This is a genomic window from Parabacteroides vesiculifaciens (assembly GCF_049860805.1).
GTDB lineage: Bacteria > Bacteroidota > Bacteroidia > Bacteroidales > Tannerellaceae > Parabacteroides.
Genome location: NZ_CP187555.1, coordinates 3,861,600 through 3,885,395, shown reverse-complemented (window position 1 = coordinate 3,885,395; position 23,796 = coordinate 3,861,600). Strand labels below are relative to the sequence as shown.

Here is a 23,796-nt window from a genome sequence, read left to right as displayed (position 1 = left end):
TTGCCTTCTCAAACAAACAACCGTTATGAATAACGATCTTAGAAACTATCTTTATGGGAGCGGGGGGCGAGCAGACCTTCCCCTACGTCGTCAAATCCAGCCCCTACGTTAAACATTGTAATACTGTTCCCAGCCTTTACGCGGCATTTCGCCAACCAGCATCTGGTTCATAACCGGATCGTTCACGATCTGTTTGAGGTCGCGGTCGAACACGATCTTGCGGTTCATGCGCTGTGCCAGCACACCGAGACAGAAGACCTGGCTCAACGGTCCTGCGATAGAGAACGGAGAACGTGTCTTTTCCTTACCCTGGCAAGCCAGCAGGAAGTTCGCGTAGTGGTTGGACGGGCTCTTCTGGTATTCCGGCAACTTCGGATTCATTTCCTTGGCAATCTTATCCGGAATTACAGACAATGTGCTACCGTGCGATCCACCCTTGAAGGTCAACGTCTTCGTATATATTTCCTTACCCGGGTTCAGTTTGGACAACTGCAATTTGCCACCGGCAACCGTCGGGATATTCGGGTCTACGTCTGAAGAACCGAAGTTTTCGGGAACAGGAGGAATATTATCCAGGCCGTCATACCAGGTAACATCGATCGACGGCATATCGCCTCTTTCCGGGAAACGGAACAGAATGCGTGAAGACATCGGGAAGAAGTACGGATTATGGTCTTTCAGATACAACGGGTTGATCTCGGTAGGCAATCCCATATCCAAGAACTGGTGGGCCGTATCGAGAATATGCGCTCCCCAGTCGCCCAGTGCGCCCATACCGAAATCGTACCAGCAACGCCACTGTCCCAAATGGTAATCGTGATTGTATTCGTGGAACGGACGGACGCCCAACCAAGTGTCCCAATCCAATGTTTCGGGAACCGGTTCGCCCATCGGCATGTGTTTGATATTCGGGTTCCAGTTATGCCAGCGGCGCGGAGAGTTCATGTGGGCCGTGATAGCCGTAACGTCCTTGATCAGTCCGGCTTCTTTCCAGGCTTTGAACTGGAAGTAGTTGGCCTCGGAATGTCCCTGGTTACCCATCTGTGTAACGACACCGAATTTCTTTTCGGCGCGCATCATCACTTCGATTTCCTGGAAAGTGCGGGCCATCGGTTTCTCTACATATACGTGTTTTCCATGTGCCATTGCCTCGATTGTGATCGGGAAATGCGCATGATCGGGCACACCGACTGTCACAGCATCGATCTTGTCGGCCATCTGGTCAAACATCTTGCGGAAATCCTGGAAACGCGGAACTTTCGGAAACATGGAAATAAGTTTCTGAGTATGGGGCGCACCCATGTCCACATCACAAAGTGCAACGACTTCGCACAAACCGGTTTTATACAGTTCCTGAGCAATCTCGCCACCGCGGTTACCGATACCGATAAAAGCGATTCTTACCTTTTCGTTAGCACTGACAAAAGGAACGCCCGGTATGGCATTAGCCTTGGACGGAATCCAGAAAGAAGGAATTGCTGCCGCAGCAGAAAGAGCGGCTGCCCGTTTCAGGAACGAGCGACGTGAAATATCTTCAGATTTCATGGTAAATATATTAGATAAATTATTAATGTTTGCGTGCACATAACAACTTCACAAAAGTAGATATTTTTTTCTTACACAAAAACTTTATCAAGGATTTTTACAAGCAAAAAGTAAGAATGGCACGTTTGCCATTCTGATAGCAAGCCTGGTCTTTTGCTATCAAATAGAAGTGTTAAAATATATTACCCGCAAGTGTAATTCCAAATATATGCCCTATTAATCCTTTTTACATGGGGTAGTAGTGTCATTTTGTAACAAAAACTATATACATTTGTTCTATCAAAAAAGAAAACAAAAGTGATATGAAGATCAAACAGATTCTATCCATCGGATGCCTCCTTTGGATATTTGCCGCCCTCCGGCTGGCAGCGCAACAACCGGAAATGCAACCGCTGCCCATAGACCCGAAAGTAAGATACGGGCAGCTAAGCAACGGGCTAACCTACTATATCCGCCACAACGCACAGCCGAAAGACCGTGCGGATTTCTTTATCGCCCAGAACGTCGGATCGATCCTGGAAGATGAGAACCAACGCGGACTGGCCCATTTCCTCGAGCACATGGCGTTCGACGGGACCAAGCATTTCCCTGGACACGGCATGGACGAATTCACCGAGAGCATCGGGATGCGCGGAGGTGAGAACTTCAACGCTTATACCAGTTTCGACGAAACGGTCTATATGATTATGAACGCTCCGGTCACCCGCGAGAGCGTTGTCGACTCTTGCCTGCTGATCCTGCACGACTGGTCGGGCTTCATCACGCTGGCCGACACGGCTATCGAAAAGGAACGGGGCGTGATCCGCGAAGAATGGCGCACGCGGCAAGACGCACAGGCGCGTATCTGGGAACAGCAGCTTCCGAAGATGTTTCCGGACAATAAATATGCACACCGGATGCCGATCGGCACAATCGACGTGATCGATAACTTCAAGCCGGACGAGCTTCGGGCGTATTATAAGAAATGGTATCGCCCCGACCTGCAAGGCATTATTATTGTAGGCGATATAGATGTAGACCAGGTAGAAGCGGCCGTAAAGCGCATCTTTGCCGATATCCCGGCTCCGGCAAATCCCGCCAAACGGGAATATACGGAAGTGGCGGACAATGACAAGCCGCTTGTCTCCATCGCCACGGACAAGGAGGCCTCTAACATTATCCTTTCCATATTTTATAAGCACGACAAGATGCCGAAAGAACTCTATGCCACTGCTGCGGGCCTGATGAAGGATTATATGGAGAACGTGGTCGAGACGATGATGAACGAACGCTTTGCCGAGATGATGCAAAAGGCGAACCCTCCCTTTGTCGCCGCACAGGCTTCGGACGGCGACTTCATGATAGCCAAGACAAAAGGCGCTTTCACGGTTGCCGCCCTGGTAAAGGAAGGCGAGATAGACAAGGCGCTCGATGCGCTCGTGACGGAAACGGAACGGGTGAAACGCTACGGTTTCACGGCTTCCGAATACGACCGTGCCCGTATCAACGTGCTGAAACAATACGAGTCGCTCTTCAACGACCGCGACAAACAGAAGAACCGCTCTTATACAAATGAATATGTCCGTCACTTTACTGACGGCGGCTATATCCCCGGTATCGAAACGGAATATCAGTTGATCAGCCAGATCGCCCCGCAAATACCGGTCGAACAGGTCAACCAATACGCCCGTAGCCTCATCGGCGACAAGAACATCGTAATCGGCCTGACCGGTCCTGACAAGGCAGACATGAAATACCCGACCGAGGCACAGTTGCTGGAGGACTTCATCGAAGCACAGCAACTGCCGGTCGAACCTTATGAAGAGAAGGTTTCCGACGAACCGCTGATCCCCCGGCTGCCCGCTCCCGGAAAAATCAAGGAGATGAAGACAGACCCGCTGTTCGGCGCGACGGTCCTGACTCTCGACAACGGCATCAAGGTCGTGTTGAAACATACCGACTTCAAGAAAGACGAAATCCTGATGACGGCAACCAGTCCCGGCGGAAGCACTCTGTTCGGCGCGAAAGACATCGACAACCTCAAAGTGTTCAACGATGTCATCACGCTTGGCGGAGTCGGCAATTTCCCGGCAACCGACCTGAACAAAGTGTTGGCCGGAAAGAAAGTGTCATGCTCTCCTTCCCTCGGCCTGAATACGGAGAATGTAAACGGCTATGCCGCTCCTACCGACCTGAAAACGTTGTTCGAACTGACCTATCTCTATTTCACCGCTCCACGCATGGACGAAGAGGCCTATACATCATTCGAGAACCGCATGATCGCACAGTTGAAGAACCTGGAACTGAACCCGATGGTAGCATTCAGCGACACACTGACAAAGGCGATTTACGACAATAACCCGCGTGCCGCCCGCATCACGGCCGGTGACTTCAAGCGAATCAGCTACCCGCGCATCATGGAGATGTATAAGGAACGGTTTGCCGACGCTTCCGGCTTTGTCTTTACGTTCGTCGGGAATATCGACGCGGACAGCATCCGTCCTCTTGTTGAACAATATCTGGCGACACTGCCTGCCAAAGGACGCGTCGAGAAAGGCAATCCGGCAGAAGTGCCGGCTATCCGCAAGGGCGAATACACGAATATCTTCAAACGTGCACTGGAAACGCCAAAAGCATCGGTTGTCAACTTCTGGTCCGGCAAAATGGACTATAACCTCGAAAACATCCTGACTGCCACAATGCTGAAACAGATTCTCGATCTGGTCTACATGGAAAAAGTACGCGAGGACGAGGGCGGAACATACGGGGTGCAGACTTCGGCACAGATTTCTTTCTTCCCGGAAGGACAGACCTTCCTGCAAGCCTATTTCGATACGGACCCGGCTAAATGGGAAAAGATGAACACCATCGTCCGGACAGAGCTCGATAACATCATCCGGACCGGCCCGCGCGAAGAAGACTTCAAGAAGAGCCGCGACAATATCCTGAAACGCCATGCAGAGAACCTGCAGGAAAACGTTTACTGGCTGACAACCCTGGACAATTATTACTTCCGCGGGTTCAACGGCGAGACGGCATACGAAGAAACGATTAAAGGCATCACGCCTGCCAAGATCCAAGCATTTGCCAAAAAGTTGTTAGGACAGGGCAACCGGATCGAGGTGGTGATGGAGCCGTGATATGGCGGGGCCAGAAGAATTGCGGGGTGCATAATATCAAATAAAAGGTTGCCTGCATTCCGGCTATAAAAAGCCGATCGATGCAGAGCAACCTTTCGCCAGTAGGTTTTCGAGGCCTTTATCATCATAAAACAAAACAAGCTGTTTAAAAACAACTGTCAGATTCTCACGAACGGACAGTTGTATATAGAAAAACGTACGGTCGTACATGCGTTGCGATACGACCTGTTTTTTTCACTAATATAAAAAATTATGAATTCATTATGCTTTAAAGGCTGCGGCAGGACACAAAAAAAGCGTGAGACTGCTGCAAATTATCCGATATAGCAGGCATCCCCATGCCATTTGTCCAGATAATAAGCAACAACTCACGCCGTTATGTTATACATTTCTGTATATATACAACTGACGTGAGCATTTTGTTGCTATCATCCCGGGACAAAATGCAATTTGGGGAATTTGCTATATCCGGAATAATGCCTTTAAAAATGCTTTATTCAAAAAAACGAGTCATTGACAACTTGCCGCTGCAAGCTGGTAGCTCAATGACTTTACAAAGATAGATATAATTTTGGAATAATAATCATTTGTTATTAAGATCTGAATGATTATCAAGGTTCTATTCTTTTAACGACTAACTGATATCTTTTTCGAACCGATCTTTTGTCCGGTATGATCCATAGTTTAGGCAAAGACCGCAAATGTCTCTTTTGGGCGTTTATGAAAGTATATAATAAGAACCTTCACTGATGTTTTTTATTTAGCTTGATATTTCAAATAACTATTTTTGTTAAAATACAGATACAAACCATCATCGGATTGCGAGTAAGAATATACTCTTTTAAAAAGATTGTCAAGATATATTTTTTCAAAATCCCCATAGAGTATGTCTGCAACTTGGGTCTGCTGTTCAAGTTTAAGTTCGATTTTCCCTGTTGCCATGTTGGATGTATACGAACCTTTTATCTCATTTGCACTTGTGTAACCATCAAATGAACCGTCATCTTTAAACTGAATTACATATGCTTTGGCAGCTTCTACCAATTCCTTTGGTATTGTAATCTCACCTCCGGTTTCCTCGAATTTCACCAATTTCCAATTGAGATTTGTTTTAATTGCATTTGCCGGTTGTTCCCTTATTTTCTCGACTTCTTTTGATTGATATTCCAAATAGCTATTATCCCCATAGTACAATTTCAGATTATTATCTGACTTTGTATAAGTATATGAAGTGATTTTATCGAAGAATTTCATATACATTTTCTCGAATTCCATTACATTAGGTTCCAAGCTCGCTACCTGAGTTAAGGAATATTCCATAGAAACCGTACCTGATGAAGGATCGGCTTTGAATGTTCCTTTCAATTGATTTACTCCGACGCGGCCATCGAACTTATCACCTTCCTCAAAAATCAAATATGCGGACATACAATTTCCGGGAGTTGCCAGTTTTTCTCCATTTTCAATGATTGCACTCAATTGCCATTGCAGTTCTGTTTCAATCGGAATCTTTTCTTGCGGAGTTTCCGAATCGCTGTCGCAAGCCATACAGAAGGTCAAACAAAATAACAAAGAAATCTTTATCAATAATTTAAAACTTATATCTGCCATAGTTTTATCATATTTGCAGGTTAATAACTAAATAAAAAAATCAAAGAGACAACAACAGATTCACTCCTTTCATTTATTGCTGTTTTATAATCGAATTATAGTATTTAAATCCATTTCTCGCAAAAAAGCAAGGCATCAGTACAAACACATACACTCTCTTTTGTATTTGTTGGGAACATGGCAAACTGATAGTTAAAAATATCCTGATCTCTTATTTAGCTCTAAAGCTAACAATTTTCAAAAATAACTAATTATCACGATAAAACAAAAAATAATATCAAAATCAATGAAATAATCGGGTGCAGTCTATTTCCGCATAAACCATTCCTCCGGCAACCATCCGCCCCCTTTTCCATGCCTATGTATCTTTAATTCCATGCCAGTGCAGTTTCAAATATATGCCAGTGCATATAGAACTCCATGCTTATATATACACGCACACGAAAATTACGATCCAATTATGGATTGGGAGCAGAGTTTAATATTTGTGTTTATGCTAAATATTTGTGTTTATGCTAATAAAATGTCAATTTGATTTCTTCTTCACTTTGAAATGATCGAACCCTTCCCCATATACACCGATAACGGCGCTCTGCGAGACGAAGGCTTTCGGATCGATATCATTGATGATTTGGAAAATCGTATTAGACTGGCTCTTCTTTGCCAAAACAAACATCATCTTTACCTGCTTCCCTGTATAAAGCCCGGTTCCGTCGATTACGGTCACGCCCCGGTGCAAGGCATTGATCTCCCTGCCGATCTCTTCGTATTTGCCGGAAATGATAAAGAATTGGACGGACTGGCGGGAGCTGTTGATCACCTGGTCAATCATATATCCGGTAACAAACAAGGTCACGTAACCATAAACCACCTTCTCCAAATCGTGCAGTACAAAATAGCTGGATGCAATAATGATCATATCACAGAACATAATCATACGCCCCAGGCTGACATCCCGGTATTTGTTGACAATCGCTGCAATAATATCCGTTCCTCCCGTACTTCCGTTCGCAGTAAAGGCAAAACCGATACCGCTTCCACAAAAGATAGCACCCAGGATACAAGCCATAAACGGCTGATCATGCAACAGGTGAAGCCCGGAAGTCAACCGTTGTATCACAGAAAGGAAAATCGTCAGGACAATGACGGCATACACCGTCTTCATGCTGAACTTCCAGCCTAAGATCTTCAATGAAAGCATTAAAAGAAAAGCGTTAATGGCGAAATAAGTGTATTGTACAGGCAATCCCGTTCCCCAATAGACAATGGAGGCAATACCCGGAACCGCCCCGGAAGGTAAATCGTTTGGCAACAGGAAAACAGTCCATCCGATTCCGTAAAAGATCATACCTAAGGCGATCATCAGGTAGTCCTTTAGTTCTCTGACCATTATATGGTTAGAGTTCATTGATAATGTTGGTTTCATTCTTTGTTTGTTTTATGCGGCTGCAAAAGTACAAATGAATGAACAATTGACAATGGAGAATTGATAATTAAATACCGATTACTTAATTACCAATTCTCCTTTATTTCTTAATAACTCCAACTATCTTTCCATTCGATGACCGGCTGCTCGCCTTCGAAGCGGATAGGCAACCAGATATAGCGGCCGTCTATCGCGTTTTTGGGTGTCCAGCGGTCACCCAGGTAGATGAACTGGCCGGGCTTCCCGGGAACAGGCAGCACGTAGGTGCTCTGCGAGTGGAAAGAGGTTTTCGAATCGGCCCCCACAAAAGGGTTGGCCAGCTCTTCCCACGGCCCCCAGATAGAGGAAGCGACAGCCGAACGGCCCGGATTCGGAGCCCAGCCGGTGCAACCGGACATGATCAGATAATATTTGCCGTCTTTTTTGAACATGGCAGGCGCTTCCATGAAGCGGCCGACGAAGAAGCGGGCGTAATTGCCGGAACAAGCCGTATAGTCGTCCGTCAGTTCGGAAATATGCAGCGTGCTGTTATCTTCCGAAGCATAGATATGATAGGCTTTTCCGTCGTCGTCGACAAACAGGTTCATATCGCGCGCCATCTGTCCGCTCTCGAAATCGCGTCCTAACAGATTCAGCGTATCGGGATGACCGGGCAGACCGCCGCCGCCAAAACCTTTCTTCGATTCCTCAGGAACTTTACCTTTGTGGATATCCAAGACGTTTTTCGGCCAGAAACCGGCGTTCGGACGATTGGCGGAAAGCAGCTTATACGGTCCCGCAACCTTGTCACTGACAGCGACGCCGCTCTTGGCTCCCGTATAGCCGGCGCCTTTCGGTTCGAGATGAAACCACATCACGTACTTGCCTGTCTTCTTGTTGAAGATCACCTTCGGACGCTCCAGGATGCAGCCCTTTACAATCGGGCTGGATTCATCGTCCGAAACAGACAAAGCGATTCCCTCGTCTTTCCAGTTATACAAGTCTTGGGAAGAATAGCAATGGACACCGACCTGGGCGACATTTCCTCCTTCGCCTTCCGTCTTGTGCTCACCGAACCAATAGTAGGTATCGTCCTGTTGCAGTAGGCCGCCGCCGTGGGCATTGATGTGCACGCCGTTATTGTCCGGCCAGATTTCACCGGGCTTAAAAACATTCTCTACTTGTGTAGTCTCCGTCTTTCCTTTACATCCGCACAATGCAAAGAGCAGCAACAGAGGATAGATGGCAATTCGTTTCATATTTACTTGTTTATACATCGCAGATGCGGATACATTTTTCAAGCGATGCGATCTTGTCTTCCTGCTTCGGAACAAATTCCTGTCCGACAAAACCTTTATAGCCGGTTTCCACAATCGCTTTCATGATGGCCGGATAATAGAGTTCCTGCGTTTCGTCGATCTCTGCACGGCCGGGAACGCCTCCGGTATGGATATGGGAGAAATATTGGTGATATTTCTGGATATGGTCAATCACGTTTCCTTCCATGATCTGCATGTGGTAGATGTCATACAGCAACTTGAAGTTCGGCGAACCGATACGGCGGCAGAGTTCCGCGCCCCAGACTGTATGGTCGCACAGGTAATCCTTATGCCCGATACTGTTCAGAAGCTCCATCGTCAGGACGACATTATACTTTTCGGCTATCGGCATCAGGCGTTTCAACCCTTTCTCGCAGTTTTCCCAACCCTGTAAATCGGTCACGCCGTTCCGGCGGCCGGCGAAACAAATCAGGTTCGTCAGTCCGGCTTCGGCCACCATCGGAATAACTTGTTCATAACTGGCAACCAGTTCGTCATGCAGCTTCGGATCGTTAAAACCCCGGTCGATGCCTAAGCCTGCACCCTGTGCCATTGCTACCGTCAAACCGTGTTTCTGCACGACAGGCCAGTCTTTCGGATCGAGCAGTTCGATCGATTCGATTCCGATGTTTTTACAAATCTCACAAAATTCGTCCAACGGATAGCTGCCGAAACACCATTTGCTTACGGAATGGCGGATATTGCCTTTCAGCGGTTCGGGTTTCTCCACTTTCTTCTTCTTTGCGGGAGCTGCTGCTTCCATACCTGACACAGCCATCGCTGCGCTTCCTGCCAATACTGTTTTGATGGCAGTTCTTCTCGAAATGTTTTTCATACTATTCTTGTTCTTACGTTAATAAATTATTTAATCAGCTCCCATTTGCTTTGCAAATAGGCTTTATCGATCACGCTTGCCAACGCCTTGTCGTTCGTCCGCTTGGCCAAATCTTTCAGGTCGTTGTACAGATAGAACTGCAACCAGAAGCCATAATGATAGCGTTCGCGGGTGGATTTAGGCTGCAACATCAGTGCGTACCATTTGGTATTCAGATTCTTGGCTTTTGCCACTTCGACCGCTTTCACTGCATTCTTCCACATGGTGTCGGAGACTTCGGACTCGAGGTTGACAAAATCTTCATACTTCATGGAAGCGGTATTGATCACCTGGCAACGGTCGTCCAGCCCCAGTTCCTTCATGGAAAGACGCTGTTCGAACACCTTGTCGCCATCGAGGTCGAACTCCATCAGGTCGAAGAAGCCGTTATTGTCCGTATCGGTATATTTGACGGTCGGGAATACGGTCGGTTCGGTCTCGATGCGCTTCGGGCCGTAGCCGTCATAGATTCCGCCCATTCCTTGATAGTAACGGGCGTTCTGGTCGACACGCCAACAGCCCCATTCGGCTCCGTAAAGGTGGATCTTGCCGTCTATCGGGCTGACATACAACTGCCCGTGGCCGGAATTATCCTGATCCCATTCGCCCCGGTCGCCTGCCGGATCGGCCTGTCCGTTATTATCGATACCCCCTTGATTCTTTCCTACTTTGAAAGGATCGAGCGGCTGATACAGTTCCACGCGTTCCCAGCGGTTGCAATCGTCGTCTTCATCATACGTAAACCATACTTTATCCCATTTACCTTCCTTGAAGGTCAGATCCCAGGCAGCATCGTGATCCGGGTACAACAGTTCCGGCAGTTTACGCCAACGGGCATCGAGGAAGAACGTATCGGCTTCGGGGAGTCCGCGCAGGTTCTTGTTGATATGTTTCTGGTTCTCGTAGTTGAACCCGGGACCTGTAAAGTGGATGGTCATATCGAAGTCGAACTCGTTACCCGGCGCATTGTCGTTATCCGTGTCCATCGAAACGGAAACCCAGTCGATATTACCGGAAAGGACAGAGTTCGCCTGCCCGTTCTCTTTCACGATCTTCGGAGAGTCGCAGAAACGAATCGCCATTTCTGTCAGCCCGTCATGATCGGGATCGTAGAACAGGAATGGGTTCTCCCAGTTCATTCGGACATCGTTCACGCGCTCTGTCGTGCTGTGTATCTTCATGAAAGTGCTCTTCCCGTTATAATCTTCGTAGAAGTCGGACAAGCCGTTGTGTATCCAGCAGCGGAGGGTGAACGTATTCCAGTCGATATAGTTGAACACGTCGTCTTTGTCGGTATCTACCACCCACATATAATGCCCGTTGCCGGTCTTCATCCGGTTTGTTTCGGGGATATTATCGACCACAACCTGCATGGCCGGGTTACCGTCGGCATCTTCGCCCACCCAATCGATGATAAGGTCGCCGTAACCGCCATAGATGCCGTCTTTATTACGATCTATCATCAGGCAGTCGTTATCGGTATCGCCTTCCAGGTCACCGTACTGCATATCATCGTCGTCGTCGATCCATTGTACCGGAATGCCGTTGGCGGTCACCGTACGCAGGATATCCGGGTCACCGTCTCCGTCCAGGTCTATATAGGTCGGCTTATATCCGGCGGGAGCAGGTGGCAGCCGGTAAGGGATCAATAGGGTGTTCGCATTCCAATATTCCTTTTTCCCGGAGTTATCCGTCTGTGCGGAAAGTCCTTGTGCGCTCAGCAACAGGGAGCCTGCGGCCAGTAATAATGTAATCGGTTTCATGATATCAGGTAGATTAATCGGTGATTTGTATATGGGTAAGCCATTTCTGTATCAGGTCTTTCACTTCCTGATAGTAGGTGAAGTCATATCGGAATCCCCAACCGTGTCCGCCATTCGGGAACATATAGAGGGAAGCCGGGATATGGTGTTCATTCAGTGCCGTATAATAAAGGATAGAGTTCAACGGCGGTACCGACTTATCGTCATCGCTGAGCAGAAGCAAAGTTTTCGGCGTCTTCTCGTCCACTTGCTTCTGTAAGGAATAGCGGTCGATCAACTTCTGATTGTCGATATCTTTCCCTAAAAGATTCTTTTTGGAACCGCCATGTGTAGTCATATTATCGAAGCTGATCACCGGATAATAGAGGATCGCAAAGTCCGGCCGGTTGGCATCTGCCGCAAGCGTACTGAGCGAAGCTGCCAGATGTCCGCCTGCCGACGAGCCGATCACTCCGACTTTATTCGTATCGAGATTCCATTTGGCTGCATTGCCCCGGATAACGGACATCGCTTTTTCCGCATCACTCAGCGGAACCGTATGCACGCCTTCCGGCATCCTGTATTTCAAAACAACTGCAACAAACCCGTTCGAAGCGTACCATTTCGCCATATCATGCCCTTCATGGTTGATCGCCAGGCCTCTATATCCGCCACCGGGACAAATCAGCACCGCCGGCGCCGCTTTTCCGCTCTTCGCCGGATGATAAACAAAAATTTCCGCCTCGCCCGCTTCCGGCTTATCCGGCCAGAGCTTGAACTGTTCCACCTGCTGCCCCCAAACCACGGGTGCAAAGAGCGATAAGAGAAGTAAAAGAATGTGTTTCATAAGGTATTAATTCTTAATCAGTAACTGAGTTATTAAAAACAGGTGCTAAAGTAAAGAAAAAAAGTAAGTTTACCTATAGAGTGGGGGAAAAAGAAATAATACTCAAAAAAAACAAACCATTTTCATTAAAAAAGTTGTCTGTAAAATTCAATAATTATATCCAATCATATTCTATTTTCTCTTTGTTCATATAATTTAGAAAACGAAAGTTTTCTAAATTAATTAATCTTTTCTTACATCATAAAAAGAGACTCCCGCCAGAGGAATCTCAAACTGTTTCGAATCAACATTAACCAATGCCATATTTTTGGGGAGGACGTTCAAATCTGAAGCAATCATCTGATCCCAACTACAAACTTTTCCCGTATAAGCAGACTCACGTGCCATCACTGCGGTCAATGCTGACATAGCGATTGATTCTGCAACCTTTAAAACTTCACCTTTACGTATATGATTGATTAATACAATATGCTCAAGAGTATACATATCATGAACTTTAAATTCATTTTTTGCCGCTTCTTCATCATACTGCCAGATAATATTTCCGTTCCGATCACGGATAGAAAAATCACTACTATGCCAGGATCCTTTTTCACCGTGGATAATCGCACTGGCCCCATTATCGCATCCATCTATCCTACGAACCATCCCTTCTAAAGTTACACCTCTTTCGTATTCGAAATGCATACTGAAATTATCATACACATTTCCTATATTTTTACGAATTCGAGAGCCATATCCTATCACATTCAGAGGTTTAAGATGCGAGAACCAATTGAATACATCAATCCAGTGTATCAACATATTACTGATCTGATCTCCATTTACCCAATTCCAATTGAAATGTCCCCTAATCATATATTCCATATCCGTCCATTCCGGCCGCCGAACAATATACTGATCACGTCCAGTATGATAATAGACATATCCGGAAACTATATTTCCAATCAATCCCTCCTGTACTTTTCGATAAGATGAAACAAATCTCCTATCAAAGCGATACTGAGTACCAGGCAAAATATTTAAACCAACATTCACAGCTTTTTTTGCCGCAGCAAAAAAAGAACGATAACCAACGGGATCAATGGCTGCCGGCTTTTCTACAAAAACATGTTTTCCATGCTCAACTGCATATTTCATTTGCTCCGAGTGAAAACAGTTAGGAGAGACAATTAAAACGAGATCAATCGGTAGTTCACATACTCTTTTATATGCATCAAATCCAATAAAACACATCTCATCCGGAATATCAATATTTTTTCCTTGCTTTAATCGTTGACGCCCTGCCTCTAATTTATCAGGAAACAAATCAGCCAATGCAACAACCGATACGTCATTGCCCGCATCTAAAAAATTAAATGCGGCTCCGATGCCTCTTCCTCCACATCCTACTAAAGCAGCTTTTAACGGTCTCCCATCTATTGCTTTATCTGGAAGTTCCGGTATATACAATTTATTTATCGGATGCAAAGGAGTTTGTTTCTCCTTATCTGCACAAGAACTCAATAATACGCTTGTACCAAAAGTACTACTTAAACCAAAACTTGCCACCCCAGATAAGAAACCACGTCTTGTTGACATTATTTTAGATAACATAGACAATATCCTCCTATTTCAGTTTACTCAATTTTTTTAGTGCTTGCTTCTCTGCTTTTTCAAATGTCAACTTCATTGAAACAGGTTTACCACCTAATCTTTTACTTTCATTAGATGCAGCCATGAATGTAAAAAGTTCAAGAGTTTCAGCCTTATTCACAGGAACGATCTTCGTTTTAAAGAATTTCAAAATTTCAGTCAATAAACAAGCATAACCTTCATATCCACCGGCAATTACTGCCCCAGTATCACAGATGGCAGTACCACCATAAATGTGTTTACCCGTTCTATTCCCTCTAAAAGTACCGATTCGTCCATCTGCCCAAAGTCCATTCACAACATCTGTCCCTTCCGAAGACATACGGACAACTTCTTTACAACCAGTTCCCATAATAGTATATAAAATCTCTATACCATGAATACCATACCAAGAGAAATCAGGATGTGAAGGTTCGCTCGGGGCAGGGGAATAACAATCCGCACCTAATATTTTACCATACTTTCCATTTCTTAACTCCACATTTTTAGGCACAAAACGCAAAGCCGAAGAAGAGAAAATCGGAACATTATATTGATCTGCCAATTTAAATATTGCTATTGCATCGACCAGATCAGCAGCTATAGGTTTATCTATAAACATCGGTTTTTTGCTTTTCAATACTTCAATAGCCTGTTCTAAATGTAAGGTGCCATCATTAGTCTCCAACATGACACAGTCTACCTTTTTCAATAATTCTGCAATAGAAGAAACAATTTCTACTCCATTCTTTTTAGCCTTCTCTGTATATTCCGGAATACGTTTAAAGCTATTTTCTATGGTTTTTGAGCCGTATGGATAAGCAGCTACAACTCTGAAGCCTTGATGTTCTGGCTTAGGATCTTCACTATTAAGCAATCCGATAAATGCGGGAGAATGAGATGTATCTAAACCTATAATGCCAACTTTTATAACTTCTCGCGCCTGCATTGCAAATGGAACAATGCATATTAGACATATCATTACTAAATTCTTCGCTTTCATATTATTACATTTTTTATTTTACACTTTTATTCAATAACACAGAACTATCCGCATCCAAATACAAAACTGTATTTTCTTTTGTTCGTAGAATACTTGCCGGACAGGATTCCGATATTGGCCCGTTAATTGTTTTAAAAACAGCAACATTCTTTGTTTTAGAAGGGACAATACAAAACATATATTTAGCTGCCATTAACGCGGGAATCGTTAAAGTGAATGCGCTCACAGGTACTCTTTCCAATGTCGAAAAACAACCGTCATGAACTTGCTGCATCCTACATTTGTCATCCAATGAGACAATTTTGACTTTTTCACGATCATCAAAATGGGCTACATGAGGATCATTAAATGCAATGTGTCCATTTTCACCAATACCCAAACAAACAATATCGACAGGATATTGGTCTAATAATGCTGCATAACGCAAGCATTCGTCTGATGTATTAATAGCTTGTCCATTGATATAGTTAACCGATTTGAAAGGGACCTTATCAAAAATACGTTCTTTCAAAAAAGTTCCGAAACTTTGTATCGCTCCCATTTCCAAACCGATATATTCGTCCATATGAAAAGCATTGACTCGCGTCCAATCTATTCCCGCTTCTTTTAGAAGCACTTCTAAAAAATCATTCTGAGAAGGAGCAGCTGCAAAGATCATATTAACACAATCCTTATTATCCAATAAAGATCGAATGCATTCGGCGACATCTTTAGCGGCATTGACACCCATTTCTGAACGATTGTCAAAAATCTTAATTAATAATTTATCTTTTATATATTCCATTATCTTATCTATAGTTTAATTAGAATGTTATATTATTTTTTTCTTAAAGACCAAGACTCTATTCTATAGCCATATACAGCAAAAAATATTAAATATAAATAACATGGTACCAATACCCAATAGGCATGCTTAACAGAAAATAAGTCAGCAAAATGTCCATATATCAAAGGTAATATTGCATTTCCGCATAAACCCATTACCAATAAAGAAGAGCCTATTTTTGTAAATCGCCCCAGCCCTCGAATGGATAAAGGCCATATACCAGCATATATTAGAGAATTCGGTAACCCCAAGAGTACAAGAAACCAAATAGAAAGATTCGCCTCATGACCAAATAAAGTTAAGTCAATGCTAGAAAAAACAACTCCCAATGAAAAAATCAAACCTAATATACAGCATATCTGAAAGGCCCGTCTCTGAGATAGAGTTCTGGGAATCAGCAAAATACCTAAAAAATATCCGCAAATAGTTGCTGTTAATGTATAAGACGGAAAAACCTTAGCTTCTAATAGGTCCATATTCATTGAATTTGCATAACCTATAATGGTATCTATTGCTATCACCTGTGTCCCTACATGGAGAAACATAGCAACAGCTCCCATTATTAAATATGGAAATTGTAAGATAGATGTATGTAAATTCCTCTTATCCGTATCAACTTCTTTATTTTCTTCTTCTTGATTAATTTCAGGTAATACTGAATAACGAATAAAAATACCAATAATAAATAAAAAGATACCCAGAATAGAATATGGCCATATTACTCTTCGAATCAGATTACCTAAAACAATATTTTTTTCCTCCTCACTAAAAAGCCCTGCATTTAATTGTTCAAACACTATACTATCATTTGACTTCAATATAATAGCCGCAAATATCAAAGGAGCAATAATTCCTGCAAACTTATTACAAACCCCCATTATACTAATTCGTTTAGCTGCACTTTCTATAGGCCCCACAATCGTAATATAAGGATTTGCAGCAGCTTGCAATATGGTCAAGCCTGTTCCAATTGAAAATAAACCGACCAAAAAGATCCAATACGCTCTACTCAATGCTGCAGGAACAAATAATAATGCACCTATTGCCATACAAAAAAAGCCATACATAATTCCTTTCTTGAAGCCGGCCCGCTTCAAAATAAATGAAGCGGGTATCGACATTACAAGATATGCAATATAGAATGCAAATGTAACCAGATAAGATTGAAAATTGGTCAATTCACAAGCTATTCGGAAATAGGGAATTAGAATAGCATTAACCCATGAAACGAAACCGAATATAAAGAACATCATCCCGACAATCGCTATTGCCATATACATAGTACGTTTAGAATGAAGTTCTGTTGCATTTTTTAAAGGCATAACTATTCTCTTCTATTTATGTTATCATTAAAGTTTCATATCCCATCCAGGTTCATATGATCTAGACCAGTATTTCATGGCCTCATTATCATACATAATACGCCCATTCTGATTATCTATGTTTAAAGAATGCCCGACACGCTGAGCAATATTTCCCAATTGAACCAACAACGTACTTTTATGTCCAGAAGCGATATCAGAATGTAACGGTCCCGATTTCCTAATTGCATCAAAAAAGTTCTGGATATGTAATGCATCCAACTGTTCTGCAGGATTCATCAAATTACGGGGATCAATCGCAATATTACTTTGAACGTCCTTTACTATTTTATTTTTCAAATCATAAACCGTATACGCGTTAGAACCTGTAATTAGTAAACTTCCATTATCTCCATAAAACATGGCACCGACAGAACTTCCTTCAATATTCTGGCTATTGCAACTTCTCCCTTCCCAAGTCATCATCTTTCCATTACCAAATTCATAACTTATAACTTGGGTATCAGGAGTTTCCCAATCATCTTTGTGTCGATATCTTCCACCTACAGAAGTCACCATCGTAGGATATTCCAATCCCATACCCCATCGAAGTATGTCAACCATATGAGTTCCATTATTCAAAGCTTCCCCAGTTCCCCATCTCCAGAACCAATGCCAGTTATAAGGATGGATATTATCCTTATAAGCAACACGTGGTGCCGGTCCTTGCCATAGATCCCAATCCAACCATTCAGGTACAGGAACTTCTTTCCCTATGCCAATCGAAGGCCTATTGTTCGTATACCAGCTTTTACCGAAATAAACATTTCCAATAATGCCATTCTTTAATTCCTCTATTGCTTCTACCACATTCGGCCAAGAACGACGCTGGTTCCCCATTTGCATTACACGATTATACTTTTGGGCTCCCTTAATCAATATTTCTCCTTCTTCAGGAGAATGGCTACAAGGTTTTTCCAAATATACATGCTTTCCAGCCTTAGCTGCCAATAACGCTGCAGGTGCATGCCAATGATCAGGTGTCGCTATAAGGACTGCGTCAATATTCTTATTTTCTAACATAATGCGCAAATCCCTGTATTCCTCAATTTTATTTTCCTTTATCTTAAGAACAGCCTCTTTACATTTCTGCAAAGCACGAGAATCAACATCACATACACTTATTATCTCACAATTTTTTTGTTTAGCAAAATTACAAGCTAAAGCTCGTCCTCTTGAGTTAACCCCTATAGCACCAACTTTAATACGTTCATTCGCCCCAACAATATTATTATAGCTTTTTGCACTAAAGCCTTCTAAAACACCACCAAAAGATAATGCGGCAGATCCTACTACAGCTCTTTTTATAAAATTACGCCGTGTTACCATAACATATAACTATTTATAATTATCATTTTGAACAAGTGCCCCTCCAACTTTGTCTATTTCAGCTTGAGGTATTGGATACGGCCATGTTTTTTCTGAAATATTCGAACCTTTTTCTGTGGCAATTCCTTCAGGAGTCTTATAAAAATCCCTGATTTTATCCACAAAAATACCCCAACGCATAAGGTCATAATATCGTAAACCCTCTGCTGCCAATTCTACTCTACGCTCATGTCGAACAACTTTTCTTAAGTCATCGCTGATCTTAACCTTATAATTTTTTTCAAACTCTTCTTTTGTTATGGGCTCTGCTATATTAAATGATCTGTAAGTTGCATAACTATCCGTAGGAGATGTTGTCAAAAAAGCTCTTTCTCTAACTTTATTAATTACATCAACCGCTTCTTGTAAATCTTCACCTAATTCAATCAGTGACTCTGCATACATCAATAAAACATCTGCATACCTTATATGATAATATGACCAATCTGTTTGTTTCAGTCCCGCATCAGGTCTTCTAAAATGATCTACATAATGCTTACGGCTTTGCAATTTTGTGAAATTATCATAGCCTGTATAATCATGTACTTCCTCGTTTCCATCTTTCTTAGGGAAAATATCTCCATGAGACAAAATCGTATGGACTTTACGTGGATCCTTTACCTCATATTCATTCACCAAATCATAGGTAGGGACCTCACCTCCCCATCCGCCAGTAACACCACGCCCAACAAAATAAATCAAAGCAGGATTTCCATTACAATAAGGAGGATTATAACTGTTATAAGTCATAAAAATACACTCTTTAGACATATAACCTCTTTCCACACTATTAAACAGATCTTCGTAATTTGGAACTAATTCATATGCTCCGGAATCTATAACCTTCTTACAGTCTGACTTTGCCAACGCATAATCCTTATTAAACAATGCGACCCTTGCCCTAAATGAATACACAGCCTCACGAGTTACTCTGCCAAATTCATCTGTAGATAACTCTTTGACACTTGGTAAATTTTCCTCAGCTAAAGCAGTCTCTAAATCTTTCATAATAAAATTATAGACCTCTTGCATAGGCGCTTTTGTAATAGTTGTTTTATCAATTACATTTAAAGGCTCTTCTATTATGGGTACATTTGCAAAAATCATCATTAAATCAAAATAATAAAAAGCTCTCAAAAAATGAGCTTCTGCAATCCAACGAGCCTTTTCTTCTTTTGTAACATAGGCTCCTCCAGCTTGAATAAGAGGAGTTTCCAATGTAATATTTTGCAACAGAACATTACATCTCGATATTGCAACTTGTAGTCTATGATTCCATACCCTTTCTAACAATAATGCAGATGGTAGAGGATTACCTCTCGCTATTTCTGTAATTCTAATTTTATCTGCAGCATCCGATCCACCTTTATGCATATCATCTGTAATACAGTCAAAGAATTCAAATTTAAACATCTGATATTCTGCATTAGATAACATCGGAGTATAACACATTGACAACATTTTGGAGCCAGCGTCCTCTGTATTAATCCAAGTTGTATTATCCAGGGAACCAAGAGGAGGCCTATCTAAAAAGTCATCAGAACATCCGGTCACTGACAAAAGGCTACAAATAACTAAACTTATACTTGAAAAATATCTTAAGACTTTCATATGACATTCATTTTATAATTTTAAACTTAGTCCAACCATAAAAGATCTTGCTTGGGGATACCACCCCATATCAATACCCATAAAAGCAGGATTTGAATTACCCAATTCCGGATCCAACCCCGAATAACCAGTAATTGTAAATAAATTTTGAGCGGCAACAAATAATCTCAAATTTTGAATCGTCAATTTTTGAACCCACTGCTTAGGAAATGTATAACCTAAAGTTACATTCTTCAAACGAACATATGAACCATTTTCAATGTACCATTCAGACATTGTTAAATTATCACGGCTATTGGCACTTATTGCAAAATTCTCATTCGTACTCCCTGGACCAGTCCAGAATTTATCAAAAATATCTTTCGGAGCATTATACCAACCTGTTCCGGAATATATGTCATATTTTAATATATTCAAAATATCATTGCCTACCGAGCCTTGGAAGAACATTGACAAATCAAAACCCTTATATTCTCCACTTAGTGTCAAGCCAAATGTAAAATCAGGATGAGGATTCCCAATCATTGTACGGTCCTCTTCTCCAAGTTTTCCATCTCCATTTAAATCGACAAATTTCAAATCTCCAGGTTCAGCAGTCGGCATGATTATTGTATTATCCGGACCTCCTCTATAATTGTTTATTTCTTCTTGTGTTTGAAATACTCCATCCATTTTATATCCATAGAAATAACCAATCGGCTTTCCTGGTTCAATCATCGTATTTACTTGATTACCCAAATGTGTTTTCCCTGGGATATTTGTTCCACCACCTAAACTGAGAACCTTATTCTTATAAGTAGATACATTACCCGCAACATTATAAGAAAAATCATTCCCTATTTGTCCATGATAGTCAACCACAAATTCAAAACCTCTATTTCTTACACTACCGGCATTACTCCACGGTGTATTAGGTAATCCTATCGAAGCAGGCATAGGCACTTGGACCAGCATATCAGAAGTCTTTCTATCAAAATAATCAATATTAAACTTCAATGCGCTATTAAAGAATGCCAAATCAAGACCAAAATCCAATTGACGGGTTGTCTCCCATCTCAAATCAGGATTTCCTACATTTGTTCGTCCACCACTCAACCACGGAACCATAGAATTTCCTAATAAATAATATGTGCTATTTCCATATCTTGTCAAATAAGCACCAGAACTTATATTTTGATTACCAATTTCTCCCCAAGCTGCTCTAAATTTACCTTGAGAGAACCAGTCACCTACAACATCCTTTATAAAAGATTCCTCCCGGAAATTCCAACCTCCAGATACGGAAGGAAATACTCCCCACCGATGCTTATCAGCAAAATTAGAAGACCCATCCCAGCGTATATTAGCTGTAATCATATATTTATCAGCATAAGAATAAAAAACACGTCCAAAATAAGAATTCATCGTATGATAAGAAACCGAGCCCGATGCTGCAGGATTTTTAGTCGCAGCATTTATTATTTGCTGATTAGCATCATTATTTACGAGTCCTTCCTTCGATGCATTAACCGTTTCATAACGTTCTTTTTCGGCAGAAGTTCCTACCATCGCAGACACTGCATGATCTCCAAACTTATCATTATACGAAAGATAATTTTCAAAAACCCAATAATCCCTTTGCCCTACACCACGTCCTACTTTCGCATTTGTAACCTGATCCGTTCCATTTAAATAATATTTCGGTAAGAAACTTTCATCCGATGTCCGTGAAATATCCAAACCCAAACTGGACTTAAACGACAAAAAAGGAAACAACTTTATATCTGCGCTCAGATTATTTTTCAACTGTAATCCCTTCCATCGGTTTTGGCCTTTCCTATCTGTTTGGGCCAATGGATTGGGTTTATTAGAATACAAGATACCGGTATATTGAGAAAAAGGATTAGTCGGTTCATACCCATCCATAATTCTATTATAAAGAAAATCCGGAATATCTACCAAATTATTTCTAAATGCAGGAGTAATCGGATCTGATGTCAAAGCAGAGAAAACAGTACTGGTATAAGCATTATTTTCATCCGTTGTACGTCGAGTTTCGTATATAATATTAGTATTCAAAGAGACACTTAACCACTTATAAACCTCCGAATCCAAATTCAACCTCCCTGATAACCTTTCATAGTCTGTTGATTTTATAATACCATCCTGCTTCATATAGCTAAAACTCGAACGATAGCGTAACTTATCAAGTCCGCCAGACAAGGACAAATTATAATTTTGAGAAATTGCATTAGAATTCTTTACCTCATCCCACCAATTCGTACCTACACGACCTCCATTTTTATCTAAAAAAGAAAGTATCGCCTCTATTTTTTCAGGAGTAGCAAAGTCATCTAATAAAGGTTTGTTGGATGCTTCATAAGCCATATTTTTATATTTTATAAATCCTTCTGCATCTAGCATATTATATGTTTTAGCTGCGCTCTGAACGCCGATCATCATGTCAAAATCAATTGTTGATTTATAAGAGGTACCAGTCGTACCTTTCTTAGTAGTAATCAGTATTACTCCATTTGCAGCTCGAGCTCCATAGATGGCTTGTGCAGAAGCATCTTTTAGGACCTCCATGCTTTCTATATCTCTTGGATTTAACCAGCCAATGTCTGTCTGCGGCAGCCCGTCAACAACATAAAGAGGGTCATTATTATTAATAGTTCCAACCCCACGAATACGAACAGTCCCCATAGCACCCGGAGTCCCCGATGTAGATGTAATAGTCACACCTGCAGCTTTTCCCTGTAAGGCATCTGAAGCACTTCTCAACGGTAAGTCTGCAATTTCATCTCCTTTCAATTGCGATACAGCACCCGTTAAGTCTCTTTTTCGCATTGTTCCATATCCGACAACAACTATTTCATCTAATGTTTCAGCATCCTCTTTCAATACAACATTGTAAGAAGTTTTATCTGTTATTTTAACATCTTGTGTGTTATATCCTATATAAGAAACCTGTAAAACAGCTCCAGCTGCAACCTCTATAGAAAAGTTTCCATTGATATCTGTAATAGCCCCATTCGTTGTACCCTTTTCCACAACATTTGCTCCGACAATTGGTTCCCCATTATCATCTTTAATACAACCTATAATTTTTTTGGATACTTGATTTTCAGAAACAACCTTCGTTATGATAATATGTTTACCTGTAATCTTATAAACCAAATTATTATTTTTTGTAATCTCATTCAAGATTTCCGAAACCAACTTATTCTTAACGTTTAAATTGATTCGTTGATTATTATCGATCTCTTCACTTTTATAGAAAAACATAAATTCCGATTGTTTTTCTATTTGAGACACCACTTCATAAAACGTTCCATTTTTCACATCTACAGAAATACGATGCCCTTGAGCATAAGTTACTGCAGACACTTGAAGAATACCCGCCAAAATAAATATTGCCGTGATTTTCATAATACGTGTAATTTTTAGTGACAGCAAAGCACTGTCATCTCGTTCTTTTTTCATACATTTGGATGTTTTTGTTATTAAATTGTCTCATTCGCACAGTTTTCCAGACAAGAACGGATGAGAACGGTTAACTAATAAAAATT

The 23,796-nt window shown here is 42.0% G+C and carries 15 protein-coding genes; 1 reads left to right on the top strand and 14 read right to left on the bottom strand.

What is annotated here, in order from left to right; all coding sequences use genetic code 11:
* Window positions 1–108 precede the first annotated feature (108 nt).
* Complete coding sequence (locus ACPYIV_RS15570) at window positions 109–1,545, bottom strand: Gfo/Idh/MocA family oxidoreductase (RefSeq protein ID WP_293732845.1); 1,437 nt, start codon at window positions 1,543–1,545, stop codon at window positions 109–111.
* A 302-nt stretch (window positions 1,546–1,847) separates the two neighbouring features.
* Between ACPYIV_RS15570 and ACPYIV_RS15565 the strand changes: the two genes are divergently transcribed.
* A complete protein-coding gene (locus tag ACPYIV_RS15565; protein ID WP_425883915.1) occupies window positions 1,848–4,664 on the top strand; it encodes a M16 family metallopeptidase in 2,817 nt (938 codons plus the stop codon).
* A gap of 756 nt (window positions 4,665–5,420) precedes the next feature.
* On the opposite strand, the gene ACPYIV_RS15560 is transcribed toward ACPYIV_RS15565, so the two are convergent.
* The 13 genes from ACPYIV_RS15560 to ACPYIV_RS15500 form a co-directional block, all read right to left on the bottom strand.
* Window positions 5,421–6,275 (bottom strand): META domain-containing protein, encoded by an 855-nt coding sequence (locus ACPYIV_RS15560; protein ID WP_425883913.1) that lies wholly within the window; start codon window positions 6,273–6,275, stop codon window positions 5,421–5,423.
* A gap of 526 nt (window positions 6,276–6,801) precedes the next feature.
* The gene (locus ACPYIV_RS15555) at window positions 6,802–7,701 is read right to left on the bottom strand and encodes a YitT family protein (protein ID WP_293732848.1); all 900 of its coding nucleotides are present in this window, start codon (window positions 7,699–7,701) and stop codon (window positions 6,802–6,804) included.
* A gap of 107 nt (window positions 7,702–7,808) precedes the next feature.
* The gene (locus tag ACPYIV_RS15550; RefSeq protein WP_301703828.1) at window positions 7,809–8,939 is read right to left on the bottom strand and encodes a glycoside hydrolase family 43 protein; all 1,131 of its coding nucleotides are present in this window, start codon (window positions 8,937–8,939) and stop codon (window positions 7,809–7,811) included.
* A 10-nt stretch (window positions 8,940–8,949) separates the two neighbouring features.
* Complete coding sequence (locus ACPYIV_RS15545; RefSeq protein WP_293732850.1) at window positions 8,950–9,834, bottom strand: hydroxypyruvate isomerase family protein; 885 nt, start codon at window positions 9,832–9,834, stop codon at window positions 8,950–8,952.
* Window positions 9,835–9,860: 26 nt separating this feature from the next.
* Window positions 9,861–11,636 carry a hypothetical protein gene (locus ACPYIV_RS15540; protein ID WP_425883910.1) on the bottom strand — a complete coding sequence of 592 codons (1,776 nt, stop codon included), beginning with the start codon at window positions 11,634–11,636 and terminating at the stop codon, window positions 9,861–9,863.
* 13 nt (window positions 11,637–11,649) lie between these two features.
* Window positions 11,650–12,462: an alpha/beta hydrolase gene (locus ACPYIV_RS15535; protein ID WP_293732852.1), complete on the bottom strand. Its 813-nt coding sequence runs from the start codon at window positions 12,460–12,462 to the stop codon at window positions 11,650–11,652.
* A 222-nt stretch (window positions 12,463–12,684) separates the two neighbouring features.
* Window positions 12,685–14,043, bottom strand: a complete 1,359-nt coding sequence (locus tag ACPYIV_RS15530; protein WP_425883907.1) for a Gfo/Idh/MocA family protein — start codon at window positions 14,041–14,043, stop codon at window positions 12,685–12,687.
* 28 nt (window positions 14,044–14,071) lie between these two features.
* A complete protein-coding gene (locus ACPYIV_RS15525; RefSeq protein WP_425883905.1) occupies window positions 14,072–15,079 on the bottom strand; it encodes a Gfo/Idh/MocA family protein in 1,008 nt (335 codons plus the stop codon).
* A 13-nt stretch (window positions 15,080–15,092) separates the two neighbouring features.
* Window positions 15,093–15,863, bottom strand: coding sequence for a glucosamine-6-phosphate deaminase (locus ACPYIV_RS15520; protein WP_425883903.1), 771 nt, complete (start codon window positions 15,861–15,863; stop codon window positions 15,093–15,095).
* A 32-nt stretch (window positions 15,864–15,895) separates the two neighbouring features.
* Complete coding sequence (locus tag ACPYIV_RS15515) at window positions 15,896–17,179, bottom strand: sugar MFS transporter (protein WP_425883901.1); 1,284 nt, start codon at window positions 17,177–17,179, stop codon at window positions 15,896–15,898.
* 75 nt (window positions 17,180–17,254) lie between these two features.
* The gene (locus ACPYIV_RS15510) at window positions 17,255–18,595 is read right to left on the bottom strand and encodes a Gfo/Idh/MocA family protein (protein WP_425883899.1); all 1,341 of its coding nucleotides are present in this window, start codon (window positions 18,593–18,595) and stop codon (window positions 17,255–17,257) included.
* Between the two features lie 9 nt (window positions 18,596–18,604).
* Window positions 18,605–20,245, bottom strand: a complete 1,641-nt coding sequence (locus ACPYIV_RS15505; protein WP_425883897.1) for a RagB/SusD family nutrient uptake outer membrane protein — start codon at window positions 20,243–20,245, stop codon at window positions 18,605–18,607.
* Window positions 20,246–20,257: 12 nt separating this feature from the next.
* Entirely contained in the window at window positions 20,258–23,710 is a 3,453-nt protein-coding gene (locus ACPYIV_RS15500; RefSeq protein WP_425883895.1) for a TonB-dependent receptor, read from the bottom strand.
* Between the last annotated feature and the right edge of the window lie 86 nt (window positions 23,711–23,796).